Origin of the sequence: Bacillus luti (assembly GCF_001884105.1) — a bacterium.
GTDB classification, from domain to species: domain Bacteria; phylum Bacillota; class Bacilli; order Bacillales; family Bacillaceae_G; genus Bacillus_A; species Bacillus_A luti.
The window spans coordinates 1-279 of sequence record NZ_MACI01000077.1; the positions used below are offsets into that span (position 1 = coordinate 1).

Genomic DNA, 279 nt, shown 5'->3' on the forward strand with positions numbered 1-279 from the left:
ATGCACGTTTCTCAAATGAAGAAACCACCCACGACCACTAGTAACGCTTTGAGTTGCGATTTAGGTGTAGATAGATTATTAAGTTGCGTAACAAATATAGGTGATACATTTTTAATTGATGGAAAAAAACTAAAATCTATTAACCAGTACTTCAACAAAATGATACGTAATCTGCAACAGAAAAATGTGGACAATGGAATTTCAAAACGTATTGTAACGAATAGAATGGCTGCACTTTGGCATAAACGAGAACGACAAATAAATGGTTACATTTCACAA

Annotated in this window: 1 protein-coding gene; it reads left to right on the forward strand. The window is 33.3% G+C overall.

The annotated features are described in order from the left end of the window. A partial coding sequence (locus BAQ48_RS18575) for a transposase (protein ID WP_165613805.1) occupies nucleotides 1-279 on the forward strand: 279 nt, incomplete at both ends.